Raw genomic sequence first — 18,839 nt, 5'->3', positions numbered from 1 at the left:
TAGAACTAAATGCCTTTCGGCTAACGCCGAATCGAAATTCACCACACACTTAACTAACGTTTGAAGTGGGTGTACTCTTTCGGAAGATGGATAGAGATTTTCTCAAGAGATTGACTATAATTGAGTGCAAAAGTTGCGTTAGATGGAGTATGCATCATAACCTCTCTTCTTCTCCCAATACTTAATCAGACTTGTCGATTCGGGTAGCGATAGTGGGAAAGGATATTCTGTTCGATTACAACGATGTTAGCGACCGAGCAGTGATCGAACAGATATCCGGCCCTCGATCATCCAATATCAACAACCCACACCCCTAAAACCCTAACCAATCCGCTAAATACTCTTTTATCGCTATCTTTTTCTCCTCTGCCTTAGTAGAACTACTTCCCTTCACTCCTACATAGCATTTCATCTTTGGCTCAGTTCCAGATGGACGGATAGCGAACCAAGAACCGTCTTCGAGAAGATACTTTAAAACATCTGCTTTAGGGAACCCTTCTACTCCTTGTAAATAGTCTTGAATGCTACAAACGGCAATGCCTGCTACATGTGATGGTGGATTACTTCGGGTACGGATCATGATTTCTTTTAGTTGTTTACTCCCCTCAAGCCCCTCTAATGTAACCGAGATCTGCGTCTCTTGGAAGTATCCGAACTCTTTATAAATCGTATCTAGGACTTGATGAATAGGCATTCCTTGTTTTTGATAGTAAGCTCCTAACTCAGCCAGCAATAAACATGCTTGAGTAGCATCTTTGTCTCGACAGAAGTCTCCGATGAGATAACCATAGCTCTCTTCATATCCAAATAAAAACTTATACTCACCCGTTTGTTTCCATTTCTGAATAAACTCTCCGATATACCGAAAGCCGGTTAGTGTATTCTGCGTCTTTACCCCAAAGTGTGAGGCGATAGACTCTCCAAGATCGGAAGATACAATCGATTTGACCATCGCTCCATTGGAAGGTAATTCTCCTCGTTCTAAACGTTGTGATAAGAGATAGTAGAGCAATAAGGCCCCTATTTGATTCCCAGTAAGATGAACAAATTGATTGTTTTCATCACGGATCGCAATCCCGATTCGATCCGCATCCGGATCTGTTACGAGGACGAGATCTGCTTGTTGTTCATTGGCGTAAGCGATTGCTAATTGAAATGATGCTGGATCCTCTGGATTAGGCGATTTCACGGTCGAAAAGTTAGGATCTGGGTCTGCCTGCTCTGGAACAACGAATACATGCTCAAACCCTCTCTGACTGAGAACCGATTCAATAGGAAGTCGTCCTGTTCCATGAAGCGGTGAATATACAATGCGAAAATATTTATTTTGATCATTCGTCTGGAAGGCCAACGATGCAATATTTTTATAATAAGTTTGGTCGATCTCAGATCCTAGCCATACGAGCGAACCGCTCGCCTCTGCTTCTGAAAGATCTGCAACTGGGATCATAAATTCATCCGATATTCGGCTAATATTCTCGAGTATCTGATTCGTAATATGAGGAGAAATTTGTGCACCGTCTGCTCCGTATACTTTAATGCCGTTGTAATTAGGAGGATTATGGCTTGCTGTCACCATGATACCCGCAGCCGCCTCATGATAACGAACAGCAAACGACAACTCCGGTGATGGACAAATCTGCTTAAATAAATATACTTTGACTCCGTGATGAAGAAGTACCTTAGCCACTTCCCCGGCAAATTCTACCGAACAATGCCTCGTGTCATAACCGATCGCAACGCCCTTTTCCGCTAGATTCTCATGATGCAACCACTCTCCAAGCCCATGAGCCAGCTTACGAACCGTATAGACATTCATTCGATTCGTCCCGGCTCCTATGATCCCTCGAATCCCCGCTGTCCCAAACGATAATGATTGCGAAAAGCGCTCCTGAATCTCAAGCTCATGCTCCTGGATTTGCTGTAACTCTTCTTTCAGTATTGAGTCCAAACCATCAAAACGAAGCCAATGATGGTACAAGTCAAGATAGTTCATATGATCATCCCTTTACTACTTCATTCTCATTTTTTCTCTGTTCATAAAAATGTGTATTGGTAGCCTGGATATAGGGCAATACCCACAAAAGTCCGATCCCAAAGGTACAGATCGCTAGTAAAATCCACCCTAAGAAACTTAACTGGAGTACGAAAAACTGCCATTTGTACCCCATCATCATTTGATCGCTTTTCCTAATTGCTTGATTAACACTATATTCTGGATGATCTTGCAGAATATACGGAGTCATCGCATAGGCAATCGATTTCACTATGCCTGGAATAACTAATAATAAGCACCATAAAAACACGTACACTGTAATCAACACATTATAAAGAACACTCTGACCAAATTTAGGCAGATTGGTAAAGAACTCAAACACGTCTGTTTCTGTGGCACTATTTTTACGGATTAAATGTAGGAAAAAACTAGCCAAGCCTAACATAACCGCTCCTGGGATCAACAAATACCAGAGGAAGGAAAATACACCAAACGAACTAGGCTGAAACATACTCATATAATCAACTGCATAGGTCGGATCAAAGTAATCTTCTGGACGAACCATCATCTCAATCCAACTGGGTAGTGCTGATAAAATTGTAGCAAGTGCCGCAACAATAATTGCTTTCTTCCAATTCCCTTGAAGGCTTTGTCTAGCTTGTTGCTTTAACTCTTTGAAGCCCATTATCATCCATTCCTCCTAATACAATCAATCTATTTATAGGTAATACTTTATTTACAAATTTAGGAATATATGATAAAAATAAAAACTTCCTTATTCAGGAAGTCCTTGAAATACGCTTTTCTTTTATACTGACGACCTTCGCTGGTTGATCAGCTGGCACAGCCCAAAATACGATACTAATTAAAGTAGTTACTACGATTAATTGAATCGTATTTGTCACAAATAGAGTAACCGCTTCCCCTTGCAAGGCCAAAAAAGCACTATAAAGCTCCACTAATAATGACCCCACAAAAAGAAGGGAAAGAGGCTTCAAATCTACTTGATGGGCTGTTTTCCCTCTTATAGCTTGTAACACTTGCGGGATCCAGCTTAAAGCCACAAGAGTCCCTCCTACTGCTTGACAAATCACCAAAAAAAGCAACCCGCTCCACTCCTCTCCCACACTCCTAAATACTGTATGAGAGAGATTTCGCTTTTATCCTTTAAAATTCCCCTAAATCCTCAATTTCTTCTAGCCCTGCATACTGCAAATGGATAACTTCTTTTAAGTCTGTATTCCATATTTCAGCTAAAAATTGAATCGCTTCTTCCACTCTGCGATAGATGGTCCGTTCACTTCGATAATCGATAATCCATCCTTCAAATATGCGTTCTACTCGTACATATTGCTCTCTATCATGGGTCAACACTTGAACCGGCTCTCCCACTTGTAATTGAGTGATAAATTTTTGGATTTCTTGATCTTTATTCATCATTAACCCTCATTCTTTTCGAAAATAGTCTTAATTCCGCGAACCAGTAACACATCAATTTCATAGTATATTAAAGAGATTTGTAGGGGCTTTGAAAGGAGAATCGACCATGAAGAAACCACTCTGGATCTTTGCTCACATCCCCAAAACAGGCGGTATTACCATGCGGGGCATTATCGACAGCAACGTTCCTTCTAACCAAATTTATCGATATCCTCTGCACCAGAATCAAGAAAAAATGATTCGTAGTCTCACCTCTAAACAAAAGGAAAATTTCAGATGGGTATATGGACATTGTCGCTATGGGGTTCATCAACATTTTCATCGATCTTATCGTTATATAACCATGCTACGGGATCCTGTAAGCCGAGTGATCTCCACCTATTATTTCATTTGCTCGATGCCTACCAATGGTTTGCATCATAAAGTGAAAAAAATGTCCCTAGAAGAGTTCGTTACCAGTCAAGACCCTCGGATCTCAGCCCCTCTTCATAATCACCAAACTAGGTTCCTATCTGGACAAAATGATCCTGACCTCACATTAGCCATGAACAATCTCAACGATCATTTTGCCTTCGTTGGTATTACTGAGATGTATCCACAGTCCGTGTTTTTGTTAAATCAATTACAGGGATGGAAACAAACTCACTACTCAAAAGAAAACGTAACCAAAAAGCGCCCCAAAAGGCCTGACATCAGCGAACAACTCACAAATCATATTCGCAGTATGAATGAATTAGATTATCACCTATACGAAACTTGTAAATTACAACTACACCAAAAAATAAAATCGCTTTCTCAATCTGAAAAAAAAGAGCTACGGAGTTTTATCAAAATGCAAGATTAAAGAAAGATAAAAAAGCCAAACCCTCCGTTTTTGAGGTGTTTGGCTTCATTGTTTATCGAGAAAATGGGTAAGATGAACCATCTAAGTCCATCGATGCGAGCGGATCTTGCGTTGCCGCATGCTCTTGTCCATCTTCTCTTTCCTCTTCAATTCCAAACTCATCCATTACGCGCTGACACAGGTGCAACTCATTTTCCACCATTCTGCTCTGTGTCTTGGCGTTGTGCAATAGATTTTGATATTGGAGAATCGCTTCTTCAATTAAATCTAATTCTGCCTTGCTAAGATTAAGTGTTACTTTCATAAAATACGTTCGCTCCTTTATATCAATCCATCTTTCATCATTCTAATCTCCGGAATGCAACAAAACAAGCGATTTATATACAACTACTTAATAGTTCCCTGCACATTACATAACAACACATTAAATACATAATAGAATCATATTATATACCTAAGAATTCAACGAATACTAGTATTTTTAGGCTTACCATTTGGTGAATCTTTTTTCGTTTCCTTCTTATTGTTGTCTGATACAGGATTTTTCTTTTGATCTTTCTGGTCTTGCGCTTTTTGTTTCTCGTAGTCGTATAAAAAGTCCATCACCTTTTGAAAGATACGAATCGCCCGTGGATCATTGGAATCCGGCTCCTGTCGTAATAATACCGCTACGGAATAGATCGGTGTTTGATACGGTCCAAAGCCCACCATCCATTTGTCATACAGCTTGGATTCACCAATCTGGGCTGTTCCGGTCTTCCCAGCTAAAGCCCATTTCGCTTGTCGCACTGATGCAGCCGTACCTTCGGTCACAACGGCTCTCATCATCTGTCTGACTGCCTGCAAACTACTATCCTTTAGTTGTTTAGTAGTAGGGAGATATGTATTCGGAAACGTGGCAACCGCTTTCCCAGATTGATCTCGAACTTCTGTGACGATCCGAGGACGAATGGCTCTCCCTTTATGGAAAAGAGCTGTAACCATGTTGGCCGCTTGGATCGGAGTAATCTTTGTATCCTGTTGACCAATACTCGTATAAACAGCAGCTGCCTTATCTGTCTTTGGTGTTCGTGGATCGTATATTTTCCCTGGTCGTTCTTGTTCGATTTGCTCAAAATCGGCATCAAATGAGGTTTGCCCTTGCCATGTAATCGTTCGACCAAGCCCAAAGTTTTCTGCATAGGATTGAAGCTTACTTCCTCCCAGCTTTTCTCCTAACTGCCCAAGAGTAATGTTACATGAATCCGCAAATTGACTGGTAAATGACTGCTTTCCATGTGCCTTGTTACTTGCATCTTTCAAATGATACGGTTCCAATATTCCAGAACAGGTAATCGGAGTATTAGGTTTAACGATTCCTTCCTCTAGAGCCGCTGTAGCTGTAACAATTTTAAAGATAGAACCAGGATTAGCCTCTAACCAAGCCCTATTTTCCCAAGGAGAATCCCCTGTCTTCGTCTTCACTCCATTCGTAGGGATACTGCCCAATGCGACCAAATCCCCCGTCGAAATATCCTGAACGACTACAGCTCCATCTTCTACCTTCTCATCCGCTAAAAATTGCTCAACCTTTGCTTGAATTTCATAATCAATCGTACTCTGAATCATGTACTGACCCTGTTCAGAAGCTAATTGCTCTTTCCAACGTAACGCACTACCTGTTAAAGCCCTTCCTTGGCCATCTTTCACATAGGTTTTGATATTTTCCTTTTCACTGTGTAAGAAAACCTCAAAGGAAGATTCCAATCCGCTTAACCCCACCCTAGACTGAGGTGAAAAAGTACCATCTTCCACCTGCTTCGCATATCGATTTTCAAGCAAATGTCTGCTTCGTCCAATCCTTCCGATAATCGAACTCCCAACATAATCGGAGCTATATCGTTGATCTGTCATGACTGCCTGTAATCCAGGAATTTGCAGATCATTGATCTGTTTGGCACGCTCTGGAGTAATTTGAATCGCCTTTTTATCCAAGCGTGCGAGAAGCGCAGGCTGCTTGATGCCCTCTAAATAAGGCTGTAGGGAAGTAAGTGGAACATCTAATAAGCTACTTAATTGCTGAAAAGAATCTTGCCGTAGATCCCATTGTTGTTTACTTTGCGGGAAAACGAGCAGTTGATACTCATCTTTCCCCACAAGTGGCACTCCTCTTCGATCCAAGATCACACCTCTGCCGCTATCCAGCAAAATTTCACGTGATTGCGTTTGTTCTGCGAGGGCGATGAGATCCACTTTTCCAGAGGAAAAAGCACGTGTAGAAACCACTTGAATCTGATAGAGCCTAGCAATGATGAGTGAAAACAAGAGTACAAATAAAATGGGAATCCATTTCGTTCGTTTGGTCAAACATCTCCCCTCCTCATTCTTATTACCATCTTGGACAAAAATTTTGAAGGTTATACGAAATCAAGTAGGGGAGGACCTGGTTAGTAGAAAAAAGGAAACGGGGGTAAGATCCATTTCCTTCAAAATAAGAGGTTGTCTACTGGGTAAATGACGGGCTTAATTTACCTTTGTAAGCTTCATGCTCGACAAGCACGGTAATCTCCTTACCATCTTTGTCTTTACCCATTCTCTTATACGTAAATTTGTTTGGGTTTAGTTCAGTAATCTCCAGAACAGCACCATATTTCTTATCGCCAAGGGAGGCATGGGCCCTGATTTTGTTATCATGCAAAACATCAAAGTAACCGAAATCTTTGCGGCTTTGGCCCGTTTCAAGATTAAAAAACTCATATTGGCTCGTCTGGCTATCGAATTTAGCTAGGCTGATAAACATCGAATTATACTTGGTTACATCATTACCTGCTTCATCAAGGACCTTGGTTCCATTCCAAAGGGTACTACCTAAAATGTTATCTCCATCCATACCCTTCTCGATGTCTCCAGTAGTCTTGTTCCATTGCTTATCTGGATCGGTAAAAGAAAGCTCTTTTCCTTTATAAGGAATATGATCAACGAAAACTTCTACATCATTTCCTTTCGCATCTTTTCCCATTCTTTTGTACGTAAAGATCGTTTTATCCAACTTTGTTAGGTCCACAACAGCTTGATAATTTTTTGACTCTGAAATTAAAATTCTTTTCTGCCCATCGTTTGTAACAAAAAATATTCCCTTATCATCACGACTCTTTCCTGTCTTCGCATCGAAAAATTCATATCTTCCTGATGTGGATTCATATTTCGCAAGTCCAATCAAATTTGCGTTCTCTTTGGTTAGATCGTTATGATCTTTGTCATATACTTTCGTACCTTGCCAGTTTGTACTCCCTAGGATGTTAGCCATTTCCTGCCCTTTAGATCGCTCATTTTTTTGAACAACCTGTTCCTGATTCTGTTTTCCCTGATCGGATGTGCTAGAACTAGCAACACCACACCCTGTTACTACTAAGGAAAATCCAACTAGTACGGTTACGATTGTCTTTTTCATATTGTAAGTCTCCTCTTTTTATGATGATCCGTTATATTCTGACGGGTTAGTCCATATGTTAGTACATAAATCTAAACTCCATCTAAAATGCTTCTTAAAAAAAATTAATAAAACCCGCCACATTGCGACGGGTTCTAAACATTAAAGCGGTATCCGGCTCCCCACACTGTTTCCAAGAACGTTGGGTCAGAAGCATCTCTTTCAATCTTCTCACGTAATTTTCGAATATGGACCGTTACGGTAGAAACATCTGCAGCAGAATCCAATCCCCACACCCGTTGATAAATCTGCTCTTTGCTTAATACTTGATTTGGATTCATTACAAAAAACACGATTAAATCAAATTCTTTTGTCGTAAAGGGAACTTCCTCTTCATTCAGATAAACCTTTCGAGCGGATCGATCAATTGTAATTCCATGAATCGAAATTGTATTGGAATGAGTATCTTTTCCAGATAAACGGTCATAGCGCATGATATGTGCCTTCACCCTAGCTACCAGTTCACTTGGGCTAAAGGGTTTGGTAATATAATCATCCGCACCTAATCCAAACCCACGAATTTTATCGATATCTTCCTTTTTAGCAGATACAAGCAAAATAGGTATATCTGTGACAGAGCGCAATTTTTTACATATCTCAAATCCATTTGATCCTGGGAGCATGATGTCTAGGATGATCAAGTCATAGTCCCTTCCTAATGCTCGTTGAAGCCCCGCATCACCTGTATGTTCCATATCAACATGAAAATTATTTATCTCTAAATAATCTCTTTGTAACTCAGCGATACTAATATCATCCTCAATCAATAATATCTCCTTCATTTCTTGTCACCTTCTTTAACGAAAAGCATATACTTGTCCCTTTTCCAACCTCACTTGTAGCCCAGATCTCTCCGCCATGTTCTATGATAATTTGCTTAGCAATCGCCAGACCTAACCCACTTCCCCCTGTCTGTGAATTTCTCGATTGCTCTGCGCGGTAAAAACGTTCAAAAATAAACGGTAGAGCCACTGGTTCTATTCCTTTTCCATTATCTGTTATCTGTACCACTACATCCTCCATCCGCTCATATAGCGAAATAGAAATGTTTTTCTCTTCCTTATCCATGTACTTCACACAATTACTGATTACATTTGCTAATACTCTTTTTAGTTTCTCCCGATCTGCTGTCACATAGATAGATTGATCGAAAGGATGAAACTCCATACGTATGCCTTGATCCAAATACAGGTTTTCTATGTAGTCTCCCAGATAACTATGTAGCTCAACCGTTTCAAAATGAAAAGGCTCCTTCTTCAGATCCAATTTCGAAAACAAAAACAGTTCGTCGATCAATGAATCCATATCTTTTGCCTTTACATACACCGTCGATACATATTTCTCCATCTTCTCCGGTGTATTTGCTACACCATCTTTGATCCCCTCCACATAACCAATAATAGAAGTCATTGGTGTTTTTAGATCATGTGAAATGTTGGATAGAAGCTCTTTTCGATTTTCTTCATACTGAATCTGAAGGTTGACTGACTCCTTTAATCTACTTCGCATTTCCTCAAATGCTTGATTTAATTGCCCTATCTCATCTTGTGAAGTAGCCTTGATAGCGAAGTCTAGATCTCCTGATGTAATCTTTTCAGCAGCTTTTTTTAGATGATATATCGGTTTAATAATACTTCTAGAAACAAAATAGTTTACTATACCAATAATCATGATAAATAAAATGAGCAATAGACCAGATAAAATGGGGAAGAATTCCCGAATCAATTCAGTATAAGAGCTTGCCTTTCTCAATACAAAAATACTACCTTCCTTTTGGTCTGGAAAATAGAAATCAAACTTCACATATGTAAAAAAAGTATTGTTCATTTTAATGGTATCTCGCGTATTGATGTTTGTTTTTTCAAACCTCGGAAGGGATGCATCTAACACCTGCCTGTCAAGGCTTAGAGAGGCATACTCGACTTTTGTTCCTTTTCTAACCACAATCTGAATATCTTCTTGTTCAAAGCTCTTCATCTCATTCTGATTCAAAAGTTGCTTTGAATCATTCTTAGCCAAAAGCTTTAAATCGAGAAAAACACTCTCTTCTTCTGTAGTCAAAGGTTTTTGTACATATGTTTTTTTATACAGAGATTCAATCGATTTTGCATCACCTGTTATGGCAAAGATGATTAAAAAACCGGCAATCAAAAGTAATATGATCGAAAAAAAGATCACCCCAACATAGGACAGGAGAAACCTCATTTTAATAGACATTTTGTTCACTCACTCTTATTTATTAAAATTTTTATTTAATCACTTGTAATTTGGTCATCATATCATATTTCTAATCAAAATTATGATACAAAAACAACTATGGCCATTTCCATAGTTGTTTTTCACATTTATCTTCGAGACTTCGCTTTTTGATCTGCTTTTAGGTGGTCTTGATAATTAACGGTAAAATCATGGTACCCTGTGCCATCTTCTTTCAATACATAATAAAGATAGTCATGTTTTTCAGGGGAAAGTGCCGCTCGATACGCATTTGCTCCTGGGCTTCCAATCGGGGCCGGGGGAAATCCTTGAATTTCGTATGTATTATAGGGAGATGAATATTTGTAATCTGCTTTCATCACCTGTGTTAATTTCTTACCTGTGTCTATTTGAATCGCATAAACCACACTCGCATCTACCTGAAGCTTCATACGCTTTGTAAGTCGATTTTCGATTACTCCAGCAATCTTAGGCAGTTCGTCTTTCCGCTGACCTTCCCGCTCTAGGATTGAAGCAAACGTAACTAGCTCATGTAAGGGCTTTCCATTTGGTTCAGACGCGGTAGCGGTAGCCGTGGTTACATTTAATTCTTTCATTTCCTTTTCAAATCTGCTGAGCATCGTGTCTACGATTTTTTGAGGAGAATCTTCCTTGTGAAATTGATAGGTGCTCGGAAATAAGTAACCTTCTAATTTATACTTAATCTCAGGTTTCGCTGGGATCTGTTTTTCAAAAACAAATTTCCCATTCGTACGATTTACTTCCTTTAAAAATTCTTCCTTGTTCGTACCTATCTGCTTATGTAAGGTTTCCGCTATTTCGATCGCTGTAGAACCCTCGACAATCGTCACTTTTGTTGTATTTTCTTTTCCAGAGGTGAGGATAGTGAGAATTCCATCTATGTTTTCCTCTTTTCCAATTGCATACGATCCAGCCATGATATTCGTTTTCCCTTTCCACTTTGCATAATAGCGAAAAAAGCGATCATCACGAATGATTTTTTGCTTCTCTAGAATACTTCCTACAGCCTTTACGGAGCTTTCGGGCGGAATCTCAACCACAGTCTCTCCTGTTCGGGTAGGAGATTGAAGGGTGTAGTCAACGTAGAAATATCCAACTAGAGTAAATCCGATGATTAATAGAAGTGTATAACCAATATTCGGTAGCCATTTCATTAGGTACTCCCTTTCCAACCTTGTTTCGAATTAATATCATCTAATATTAGCATAGATTTAATTATCTAAGTATTAGAGGTTTCCCGGATAGTTTGACATGTTTGTTATGAATTTTAATCAATATTTGTACTATGTAGTTTGTATATATGAACAGTATGAACAAAAATAGTAGTGTTTTAGACAAGGATGTTGAGTTAGCTAAATTAATTCTTGAGTTGATCTAGTTTCCAAGTACCTGGGCAATCGTTCTGACCACAGCTCAAATAGTAAGCCACAAGGGCGTGAAAAGCAAGTCCTCCCCGTCCTTAGTAGCAAAAGGTAAGTGGCAAAACTCACAAAGAACGCCAGACATTGCCACACAACGCCCTGGCTACGAAGAACTGGGCTAGGTAGGCTTACTAACATCACAGTGGTCAGAACCATTGCCCCTAGTACATTTCAATTTGCTTATATAGTAAAGGATTAGTGAAAAATAAGAAGGCACCTCCTGCAGTTAGATTTCATTTCTGCATCTAACAGCAGGAGGTGCCTTCATGGCCAGTTTTTCTTCATCACTGTTGCTTTTTAGCGTTTTCTTTCGACGTGTCGATGAATTTTTTATGTTCTGCTTCGGTTTCGCTAAAGTAGTGTTCATTTGAGCCGTCATTTTTAGCAACGTAGAAGAAGTACTTAGACTTCTCAGGGTTTAGTACAGCCGTTAGTGCTTTCACTCCTGGATTGGCGATGGGTCCTACGGGGAGTCCTTTGTTTTCATAAATGTTATATGGGCTATCAATCTTTAGGTCTTTGTTCAGTAGTCTTTCCTTTTTCTCGCCTTGTAGCGCCCATGCATAGATGATAGCAGCATCGATCTGTAGTTTCCACACATGTTTCGTATCAGTCAATCGATTCTCGATGACACCTGCAATAATCGGATATTCTTTATCCACTGCAGCTTCTTTTACCACGAGAGACGCTTTTGTCACCCAGTCGTCTAAAGATAACTTTTTCTCTTGCAACTGGTTTTTGTAATCCAGTTTTCCTAATTCCTTCTCAAATCGATTTAGCATTTGATCGACAACTTCTTGTGCGGTTGCGCCTTTTTTAAACTCATACTTCGCTGGCATCAGATAACCTTCAAGTTTGTAAGCACGCCCTGGCTTGGTCGGGATTTCCTTTTCAATGTTGGTTCTCGGCTCTTTCCGATTTACCTCTTTGTAGAAATCTTCCTTTTTAATATTTAGCTTACTACTCAAGCGAAGAGCAATTTTTTCCACATCAAATCCATTTGGAACCTCGATCGTCACGAGGTCTTGCTTTCCAGCTGAAATCTTACTAATAATTTTATCTATGTCATCGGATGGTTGAATAATATACGTCCCTGCAATGAGATTCGTTTTGCTCCGGAAAAATGTATAGTACCGAAAGAATGTATCATCTCGAATTAAGTTTTTTTGTTTCAATATTTGACCAATTTGCTTCAACGACGTATCCTCAGGAACCTCAATTACAACTTCTTGATCACGTTTTGGACTCTGCAATGTATAGTCAATATAGAAATAGCCTACTGTTACAAATCCAATTACTAATAGAATAGTAAAAATAACTCCTTTAACCCACCTCATCAAATTCTCCTCTCGATAGGGCCTGTTCGGTATTTTTCTATATTAACATATTATCACCATAAAAAAACGAGGATTTCAAAAAGCCCCCTCCTGAACTTGTAATTCAGGAAAGGGCTTTTTTACATTTCTTTAGAGTAGCTTCTGGAAATATTGATCATCTATATAATTTGCAACATTTTCCCATTCCGTTACATCATGAATCTCAGTCAATTGATCTTGATCCATTCGAAAAAGATACACATCATCAGTAGGGTCGTGTTGCCGATGTAAGATGTAATAAGTTTGGTCTTCATGTTCAAATTGATGAAGCCGCCGATAGTGCTCAGTCTCCATCTCCGAACGCTGAAAAGGATATCCATATTTTTCCCCGTGAAATGATTGAAACATGGAGGCTTAGTCTTCGTCTTCCGGAAGAGCATCCATTAATGTATTAAAAACTTCTTCTACTTCGTCCCACTCTTCATCTGTCTCTAAAGCTTGTAGTTCAAAGCCATCTTCTGACTCTAAATAACGAAATGGAAACACGTCTTGTACTTCATCATCATCTGATTCACTTACAGGAACGAGAAATACATATCTGCGGCCTGTTTCTGGATTTTCATGCTCTAGGATCTTTTCGCATAATAGCTCTTCGCCATCTTCTGTAATGATGGGAATAAAATCCTCATTATCTCCTAATACAATCGGTTGTTCTTGATCTGACATGTGTGTTACCTCCTGTGTGCATCTAAGTATCCTTGAAGGATCCAAGATGCCGCTAGTTGATCTACGACTTTCTTTCGCTTTTTTCTGCTTACATCTGCGGATATAAGCGTTTTTTCTACTGCTGAAGTGGAAAGACGTTCATCCCACAATCTTACAGGTAACGAGGTATGATTTGCAACTTCCTCTGCAATGACTTGAACTGCTTCTCCTCGTGGACCGATAGATCCATTCATGTTCCGCGGTAGTCCGACGACGATTTCGGTTACTTCATACTCTTTAATCAGCTGATCTAACCGCTCAAGCCAAGGAATTGACTGTTTGCGATCAATCACTTCTACTCCTTGGGCTGTCCAACCAAGTAAATCACTTACAGCCACGCCAATCCGGCGCTCTCCTAAATCAAGACAGAGAACGCGGGGCTGACCGTTACTCCCAAACAAATTCATGCCGTAGTCCTTTCTAGCTGTTCGGCTCAAGATAAGCGATTACCAATTCCTCAATCAGCTCATCTCGCTCTACTTTTCGAATGATGGTACGTGCATTATTATAGCGTGGAATATAGGCGGGGTCTCCTGAGATAAGATAACCCACGATCTGATGAGTCGGATTATAGCCTTTATCTTTTAAGGCATCATAAACGAATAACAGTACATCGCGTGCGGAAACTTCGGTATCGTCTCCACGAAACTGAAACTTTTGGGTTTCATCCATAGATTCGTTCCTCTCCTCTCCCAGATGACCAACTTTTATACCTTTCTTCTCAAACAAAAAATGTCCTCTTTTTAGTGCTGATTTGCTACCCATTCGTTAACAAATGAAATGGCTTTTTGCACATTCGCAGGATTTTTACCGCCTGCTTGTGCTAGATCTGGACGACCGCCACCGCCACCGCCACAAATGGTAGCCACTTCCTTCACTAGTTTACCCGCATGGAAACCTTCTTGAACATATTTTGGTGAAACAGAAGCGACAAAATTCACCTTATCCCCACTTACCGAACCTAAAACGATGATTCCTTCTGCTATCTTTTGACGAAGGTCATCTACCATCTTCCGGAGGCTATCCATATCTTTTGCTTCTACCTGAGCTGATAAGACAGGAACGCTTGCTACTTCCATAAGCTGATTTTGAAGATCTGCAGCGGCTGCTTGGCTTAGCTTCGCACGTAGCGATTCATTTTCCCGAGCCATTTTTCGGATGCTTTCCTGTAATTGTTCTACACGATCTACCACTTGATCTGGCTTCGCTTTCACCGCTTCTGCTACTTGGCGAAGTAAGCCCGCTTGTTGCTCCAGATACTGATAGGCCCTGCGTCCTGTAGCCGCTTCAATCCGGCGTGTACCCGAACCAATGCCACTCTCACTCAAGATCTTAAAGAGTCCGATTTCACCCGTTTGCTTTACATGTGTTCCTCCACAAAGCTCTAAGCTATAATCGCCTACTTGAACCACTCGAACCTCAGAACCATATTTCTCACCAAACAGTGCCATTGCGCCCATCTCTTTGGCTTCATTGATACCTTTCACAGAGATGTCGACTGCGAGATTATTCCATACCTGCTCATTTACAAGACGCTCCACTTCATAGACCTCGTCAGCATTCATCGATCCAATGTGACTGAAGTCAAAACGCAAACGGTCTGGCGTAACAAGTGATCCAGCTTGGTTTACATGCTCACCTAGAACTTGCTTGAGGGCTTTATGGAGTAAGTGAGTAGCCGTATGGTTTTTCACGGTTTCATTACGTAACTCTTGGGAGATGTGAGCTGTTACTTGCTCCCCTGTACGAATGATCCCCTTTTCTACTACAACTTGATGGACATGCTCACCACGAGGACCTTTTTGTACACCTTCTACGCGTAACTTGGCATCGTTTGTAAAGATCACTCCCTGATCCGCTGCTTGCCCACCACTCTCTGCATAGAAAGGAGTTTCTTTTAGAATCACCAATGCTTGACTACCTGCGCCTAACAAATCAACTAATTCATCTTCGAAAATGATCGCCTGAACTTGTGTTTGGGCTTCAAAAGAAGTATATCCTACAAAGCTAGTTTCTACTTCTAAATCTGCGAGAACACCACCTTGAACCTGCATACTGCCTACATCTTGGCGCGCGGCACGAGCCCGTTCCCGTTGCGTTTCCATCTCATGTTCAAACCCATCACGGTCTACTCCAAGCCCATGCTCACGAGCAAAATCTTCGGTTAGATCGACTGGGAACCCATAGGTGTCATACAACTTAAATGCTTCAGTCCCGTTGATCTGGTCACGATTTTCCGCTTTTGCCTGTCTAACCAACTCTTCTAAAATCGCAAGCCCATCTGATAAAGTTTCTAGGAAACGTTCTTCTTCATTCCGAATCACTTTTTCAATAAACTCTTGCTTCGATACGGGTTCTGGATAGAAGTCTGACATAATCGAGGCAACCGTTTCCGTTAACTCGTATAAAAAAGGACGTTCCATACCTAATTTGCGCCCGTAACGAACGGCACGACGCAGCAAACGGCGAAGAATGTAGCCACGACCCTCATTGGAAGGAAGAACACCGTCCGATACAGCAAATACAATCGTACGCACATGATCAGCAATTACTTTTAATGCAATATCCGTTTGTGGATCTTTTCCATACTGTACCCCTACCTTCGCGCAGGTGGCTTCAATGATCGGGATAAATAAATCAGTATCGTAGTTAGTCGGAACACCTTGTACGATCGATGCCATCCGCTCTAAGCCCATACCTGTATCAATATTCTTCTTCGGTAGCGGAGTATAGGTTCCATCTGGATTATGGTTAAACTGCGAAAACACGAGGTTCCATACTTCTAGATAACGATCATTTTCTCCACCCGGATAGTTTTCTGGATCATTTGGATCGGCAAGATGTGCTCCACGATCATAGAAAATTTCCGTATTCGGACCAGATGGACCTTCCCCGATATCCCAGAAATTCTCTTTCAACTTCACGATGCGCTCTAATGGGAGACCCACTTCAGTATGCCAGATTTGTAGCGCCTCTTCATCATCTGGATGGATCGTCACAGATAGTTTTTCTGGATCGAAACCCATCCACTTCGGGCTCGTCAAAAACTCCCATGCCCACTTAATCGCTTCTTCTTTAAAATAATCACCGATCGAAAAATTCCCTAGCATTTCGAAAAAAGTATGGTGACGTGGTGTGTATCCTACATTTTCAATATCATTGGTACGAATGGATTTTTGGGAATTGGTGATACGAGGATTTTCAGGTGTAAGGCGACCATCAAAGTATTGCTTTAACGTCGCTACTCCTGAGTTAATCCATAGTAGACTTGGATCATCTACTGGTACTAGTGATGCACTCGGCTCGATTTGGTGACCCTTCTCCACGAAAAAATCAAGGAACTTACGGCGAATCTCGGTTGCTTTCATATGTATGACTCCTCCTTATTATGTGAACACAAAAAAAGCCTTTCCATCCCATCTTAGGGACGAGAAGACTACTCCCGCGGTACCACCCTAGTTGCCACCTTCGCATGAAATCGTAAAGTGGCCCCTCGTATGTAGATAACGGCACATTGCCGGCAGGGATTAGCTGCATTCAAGAACTGGCTACCTTGTGACTGGATCCGGGAAAGCCTCTCAGCAAATGGCTCTCTTCTCTGACGGTTCGGGCACAAGCTTGGTTCTGTCGACATGTTCATGTGATTTGGTTGGACAATTTATGAGTATTATACACAAATGAAAAATGAAATAAAAGGGCTTCGTGGAAAATCTCTAGTAAACTGGCTCGGGGCAATGTATCTGCTCACTGCTCAAATAGTGAGCCTGCGAAGATGTAGAAAAGCAAGTCCGCTCCATCCTTCTCCGCTTCGGGCAAGTGGCAAAAACTCGCAAAAACCGCTCAAACATTTGCCACAAAACGCCCTTACTACGAAGGACTACGCTAAGTGGGCTCACTAACATCGCAAGCGAGCAGACACATATACCCCTATTCCACTCCCCTATTTCTTTGTCCTACTCAGGTGGGCAGTAATGGAAAAGAAGCCCTACAATAACTCCAATCAACCACTAAACAGACTGTTGATTATCCGAAAAATTGGTTCAAGAGAAGGGGATGTCTATTCGATCTCTGCGATGTTAGCGATCCATCTTAGCGTAGCCATCTGTAGTGTAGGGCGCTTTTGGTGCAACCACCCATATCCTCGCCAAAGCTTACTATTTGAGCTGTGGTCAGACACATTGCCCCGGTACAATCTCCATAGCTTACTCCAACCAAATCTACTCCGTTTTCCTCTGAATATAATGCTCCAACACATGCTCAATCACCACTTTCCCCACAGCAAACACCGGCACCGCCAAAATCAGCCCAATCAATCCCCCTAACTCATCCCCCACGATCAAAGCAAAAATAATCATAATCGGATGAAGATGAAGCGACCGACCCACTATCTGCGGAGAAACCACATTGCCTTCCAGCATTTGAATCACCATATTCACCACAACCACACCCAACATCATCTTCGGAGAAAAGGCTAACGCCACCAACAGAGCCGGGATAGCACCTAAAAACGGTCCTAAGTACGGAATGATATTAAACAAAGAAACAAAGCTAGCTAACAACAACGCATATGGCATCCCGATAATCAGATATCCGATATAAGCCAAAATCCCTATGACCATACAAACGAGGAACTGTCCTCGAATATAATTCCCCAATGCCTGATCAATATTTTGAAACAAACGAACCATCTCCGAGCGACGATTTCGAGGGAGCCATCTCAGCACCCTAGTCTCGATCTGATGTACATCTTTCATCATATAAAAAGCGATAAACGGAATCACAAACGCGAGAAATACTTGATTAATCGTCGTCCCAATCCCATTCATAAACCCTGTAACCACATCACCTAAGCCCGATTCCAAATGACGTAATGAATCTTCGACCCCCGTTTGAATGGAAAGCGGTAACCACTCACGCCCCTGATCACTGTATTCCTTAATCATTTGCTGAATCTGGGCATTCCACTGCGGAAAATGTTCAATAATCTCTTTTAGTTGATGCTCTATAAGCGGAACCATATTCATAATCAAGATCACGACACACGTAATAAACACACAATAGATAAGCAAAACGGCAATGGAGCGAGGAACCCTACGAACAGCTAATACATTTACGATTGGATTCAGTAAGTAGGAAATAATCATCGCTAGGAAAAAAGGAATAAAAATCGTACCTAAAAAATCAGCAATCACCCCTAAAATAGGGCGTATTTGAAATAAGAAATAAAGTATCGCTAGGATAAGCAACGCAAATACCGTGCGATACAACCCTTTTGATTCCAACCAACGGTTCATCGTCTCCACCTCCTTCATCTGCTTAGCCTGCTTGTCTCTCACTACTTAAGATACGT

Annotated in this window: 19 protein-coding genes; 2 read left to right on the top strand and 17 right to left on the bottom strand. The window is 41.0% G+C overall.

Going from position 1 to position 18,839, the window contains the following annotated elements:
* Positions 1-313 precede the first annotated feature (313 nt).
* From J2Z48_RS09750 to J2Z48_RS09735, 4 genes are all read right to left on the bottom strand, one after another.
* Entirely contained in the window at positions 314-1,996 is a 1,683-nt protein-coding gene (locus J2Z48_RS09750; protein ID WP_307253052.1) for a phospho-sugar mutase, read from the bottom strand.
* Between the two features lie 4 nt (positions 1,997-2,000).
* Entirely contained in the window at positions 2,001-2,687 is a 687-nt protein-coding gene (locus J2Z48_RS09745; RefSeq protein ID WP_307253050.1) for a DUF975 family protein, read from the bottom strand.
* Between the two features lie 88 nt (positions 2,688-2,775).
* Positions 2,776-3,060, bottom strand: coding sequence for a hypothetical protein (locus J2Z48_RS09740; protein ID WP_307253048.1), 285 nt, complete (start codon positions 3,058-3,060; stop codon positions 2,776-2,778).
* A 103-nt stretch (positions 3,061-3,163) separates the two neighbouring features.
* Positions 3,164-3,433 (bottom strand): hypothetical protein, encoded by a 270-nt coding sequence (locus J2Z48_RS09735; protein ID WP_307253046.1) that lies wholly within the window; start codon positions 3,431-3,433, stop codon positions 3,164-3,166.
* Positions 3,434-3,542: 109 nt separating this feature from the next.
* On the opposite strand from J2Z48_RS09735, the gene J2Z48_RS09730 reads away from it, so the two are divergent.
* Positions 3,543-4,280: a sulfotransferase family 2 domain-containing protein gene (locus tag J2Z48_RS09730; protein WP_307253044.1), complete on the top strand. Its 738-nt coding sequence runs from the start codon at positions 3,543-3,545 to the stop codon at positions 4,278-4,280.
* A gap of 52 nt (positions 4,281-4,332) precedes the next feature.
* On the opposite strand, the gene J2Z48_RS09725 is transcribed toward J2Z48_RS09730, so the two are convergent.
* From J2Z48_RS09725 to alaS, 12 genes are all read right to left on the bottom strand, one after another.
* Positions 4,333-4,584: a hypothetical protein gene (locus tag J2Z48_RS09725; RefSeq protein ID WP_307253042.1), complete on the bottom strand. Its 252-nt coding sequence runs from the start codon at positions 4,582-4,584 to the stop codon at positions 4,333-4,335.
* Positions 4,585-4,742: 158 nt separating this feature from the next.
* Positions 4,743-6,626 (bottom strand): peptidoglycan D,D-transpeptidase FtsI family protein, encoded by a 1,884-nt coding sequence (locus J2Z48_RS09720; RefSeq protein WP_307253040.1) that lies wholly within the window; start codon positions 6,624-6,626, stop codon positions 4,743-4,745.
* A gap of 136 nt (positions 6,627-6,762) precedes the next feature.
* A complete protein-coding gene (locus tag J2Z48_RS09715; RefSeq protein WP_307253037.1) occupies positions 6,763-7,710 on the bottom strand; it encodes a DUF4822 domain-containing protein in 948 nt (315 codons plus the stop codon).
* A 134-nt stretch (positions 7,711-7,844) separates the two neighbouring features.
* The gene (locus J2Z48_RS09710) at positions 7,845-8,531 is read right to left on the bottom strand and encodes a response regulator transcription factor (RefSeq protein WP_307253034.1); all 687 of its coding nucleotides are present in this window, start codon (positions 8,529-8,531) and stop codon (positions 7,845-7,847) included.
* Complete coding sequence (locus J2Z48_RS09705; RefSeq protein ID WP_307253032.1) at positions 8,509-9,966, bottom strand: sensor histidine kinase; 1,458 nt, start codon at positions 9,964-9,966, stop codon at positions 8,509-8,511. The genes J2Z48_RS09710 and J2Z48_RS09705 overlap by 23 nt, the downstream gene beginning before the upstream one ends.
* 128 nt (positions 9,967-10,094) lie before the next feature.
* Positions 10,095-11,141 carry an endolytic transglycosylase MltG gene (gene mltG / locus J2Z48_RS09700; protein ID WP_307253029.1) on the bottom strand — a complete coding sequence of 349 codons (1,047 nt, stop codon included), beginning with the start codon at positions 11,139-11,141 and terminating at the stop codon, positions 10,095-10,097.
* A 551-nt stretch (positions 11,142-11,692) separates the two neighbouring features.
* A complete protein-coding gene (gene mltG, locus J2Z48_RS09695; protein ID WP_307253028.1) occupies positions 11,693-12,745 on the bottom strand; it encodes an endolytic transglycosylase MltG in 1,053 nt (350 codons plus the stop codon).
* 129 nt (positions 12,746-12,874) lie between these two features.
* A complete protein-coding gene (locus tag J2Z48_RS09690) occupies positions 12,875-13,132 on the bottom strand; it encodes a DUF1292 domain-containing protein (RefSeq protein ID WP_307253022.1) in 258 nt (85 codons plus the stop codon).
* 6 nt (positions 13,133-13,138) lie between these two features.
* Positions 13,139-13,450 (bottom strand): DUF1292 domain-containing protein, encoded by a 312-nt coding sequence (locus tag J2Z48_RS09685; protein WP_307253020.1) that lies wholly within the window; start codon positions 13,448-13,450, stop codon positions 13,139-13,141.
* A gap of 5 nt (positions 13,451-13,455) precedes the next feature.
* Positions 13,456-13,896 carry a Holliday junction resolvase RuvX gene (gene ruvX, locus J2Z48_RS09680; RefSeq protein WP_307253018.1) on the bottom strand — a complete coding sequence of 147 codons (441 nt, stop codon included), beginning with the start codon at positions 13,894-13,896 and terminating at the stop codon, positions 13,456-13,458.
* Positions 13,897-13,909: 13 nt separating this feature from the next.
* Positions 13,910-14,161 carry an IreB family regulatory phosphoprotein gene (locus J2Z48_RS09675; RefSeq protein WP_207896839.1) on the bottom strand — a complete coding sequence of 84 codons (252 nt, stop codon included), beginning with the start codon at positions 14,159-14,161 and terminating at the stop codon, positions 13,910-13,912.
* Between the two features lie 71 nt (positions 14,162-14,232).
* Positions 14,233-16,857 (bottom strand): alanine--tRNA ligase, encoded by a 2,625-nt coding sequence (alaS, locus tag J2Z48_RS09670; RefSeq protein ID WP_307253013.1) that lies wholly within the window; start codon positions 16,855-16,857, stop codon positions 14,233-14,235.
* A gap of 309 nt (positions 16,858-17,166) precedes the next feature.
* Between alaS and J2Z48_RS09665 the strand changes: the two genes are divergently transcribed.
* Positions 17,167-17,388: a hypothetical protein gene (locus J2Z48_RS09665; RefSeq protein WP_307253010.1), complete on the top strand. Its 222-nt coding sequence runs from the start codon at positions 17,167-17,169 to the stop codon at positions 17,386-17,388.
* Positions 17,389-17,706: 318 nt separating this feature from the next.
* Here the strand turns inward: J2Z48_RS09665 and J2Z48_RS09660 are convergent, their stop codons facing one another.
* Positions 17,707-18,783, bottom strand: a complete 1,077-nt coding sequence (locus tag J2Z48_RS09660) for an AI-2E family transporter (RefSeq protein ID WP_307253007.1) — start codon at positions 18,781-18,783, stop codon at positions 17,707-17,709.
* Between the last annotated feature and the right edge of the window lie 56 nt (positions 18,784-18,839).

Source organism: Croceifilum oryzae (assembly GCF_030814315.1).
In the GTDB taxonomy this organism is placed as follows: Bacteria; Bacillota; Bacilli; order Thermoactinomycetales; family Thermoactinomycetaceae; genus Baia; species Baia oryzae.
Note: the sequence above shows the minus strand (reverse complement) of the source record. Positions and strands in the feature narration are given on the sequence as shown.

Coding starts and splice junctions, on each gene's coding strand:
- J2Z48_RS09735 (WP_307253046.1), bottom strand. CDS start 3,433: ATGAATAAAGATCAAGAAATCCAAAAATTTATCACTCAATTACAAGTG.
- J2Z48_RS09710 (WP_307253034.1), bottom strand. CDS start 8,531: ATGAAGGAGATATTATTGATTGAGGATGATATTAGTATCGCTGAGTTA.
- J2Z48_RS09685 (WP_307253020.1), bottom strand. CDS start 13,450: ATGTCAGATCAAGAACAACCGATTGTATTAGGAGATAATGAGGATTTT.
- J2Z48_RS09730 (WP_307253044.1), top strand. CDS start 3,543: ATGAAGAAACCACTCTGGATCTTTGCTCACATCCCCAAAACAGGCGGT.
- J2Z48_RS09745 (WP_307253050.1), bottom strand. CDS start 2,687: ATGATAATGGGCTTCAAAGAGTTAAAGCAACAAGCTAGACAAAGCCTT.
- J2Z48_RS09750 (WP_307253052.1), bottom strand. CDS start 1,996: ATGAACTATCTTGACTTGTACCATCATTGGCTTCGTTTTGATGGTTTG.
- J2Z48_RS09725 (WP_307253042.1), bottom strand. CDS start 4,584: ATGAAAGTAACACTTAATCTTAGCAAGGCAGAATTAGATTTAATTGAA.
- J2Z48_RS09665 (WP_307253010.1), top strand. CDS start 17,167: ATGAAAAATGAAATAAAAGGGCTTCGTGGAAAATCTCTAGTAAACTGG.
- J2Z48_RS09660 (WP_307253007.1), bottom strand. CDS start 18,783: ATGAACCGTTGGTTGGAATCAAAAGGGTTGTATCGCACGGTATTTGCG.
- mltG (WP_307253029.1), bottom strand. CDS start 11,141: ATGAAATGGCTACCGAATATTGGTTATACACTTCTATTAATCATCGGA.
- J2Z48_RS09705 (WP_307253032.1), bottom strand. CDS start 9,966: ATGTCTATTAAAATGAGGTTTCTCCTGTCCTATGTTGGGGTGATCTTT.
- J2Z48_RS09715 (WP_307253037.1), bottom strand. CDS start 7,710: ATGAAAAAGACAATCGTAACCGTACTAGTTGGATTTTCCTTAGTAGTA.
- J2Z48_RS09690 (WP_307253022.1), bottom strand. CDS start 13,132: ATGTTTCAATCATTTCACGGGGAAAAATATGGATATCCTTTTCAGCGT.
- ruvX (WP_307253018.1), bottom strand. CDS start 13,896: ATGAATTTGTTTGGGAGTAACGGTCAGCCCCGCGTTCTCTGTCTTGAT.
- alaS (WP_307253013.1), bottom strand. CDS start 16,857: ATGAAAGCAACCGAGATTCGCCGTAAGTTCCTTGATTTTTTCGTGGAG.
- J2Z48_RS09675 (WP_207896839.1), bottom strand. CDS start 14,161: ATGGATGAAACCCAAAAGTTTCAGTTTCGTGGAGACGATACCGAAGTT.
- mltG (WP_307253028.1), bottom strand. CDS start 12,745: ATGAGGTGGGTTAAAGGAGTTATTTTTACTATTCTATTAGTAATTGGA.